1 protein-coding gene is annotated in these 566 nt (G+C 65.9%); it reads right to left on the bottom strand.

Annotated features, from left to right (window positions below; genetic code table 11):
* Positions 1 to 566 (bottom strand): hydantoinase/oxoprolinase family protein (locus ACP5H1_RS08620; protein ID WP_427974139.1); only part of this gene is annotated, 566 nt, incomplete at both ends.

The following is a 566-nucleotide window of genomic DNA, read 5'->3' as shown; positions in this document are numbered from 1 at the left end:
CGAGCCCTTTACCAACCTGCCGTGGTGCGCCTCGCCGCCCACCTCGTACTCCGTGGTGATGCTGGGCTCCGAGTTGACCACCGTCCCGGCCTTGGCCGTGGTGCCCCCCATGTCGAAGCTTATCACACGGGGCAGTCCGAGAATCTTCGCGAACTCCGCCGCGGCCACGACGCCGCCGGCTGGGCCGGACTCTATTAAATGCACCGGCTTCCTGGCGGCCTCCTCCGCGGTCACCAGCCCGCCGGAGCTGGACATGACGTAGAGCCTGCCGCCCCGCGACTCTGCGTATCTCCCCAGCTCCTCCAGGTAGCGGCCCACCAGCGGCATCAAGGCGGCGTTGACCACCGCCGTCGAGGTCCTCTCGTACTCCCTAGGCTCCGGCGCCACCTCGCTGGATAGGGACACGTAGCGGAAAAACCTCCTCAGAACCTCGCCGGCCCTCGCCTCGTTTGAGGGATTTATATACGAGTGGAGGAAAGACACGGCTACGGAGACCACGCCCGACTCCACGGCCTTCTTTGCGTACTGCTCAACCTCGCCGGGGTCCACCTCCTTCAGCACAGTCC

It is taken from the genome of Acidilobus sp. (assembly GCF_049973875.1).
Classification (GTDB): Archaea; Thermoproteota; Thermoprotei_A; order Sulfolobales; family Acidilobaceae; genus Acidilobus.
This window is presented reverse-complemented; position numbering and strand designations above follow the sequence as displayed.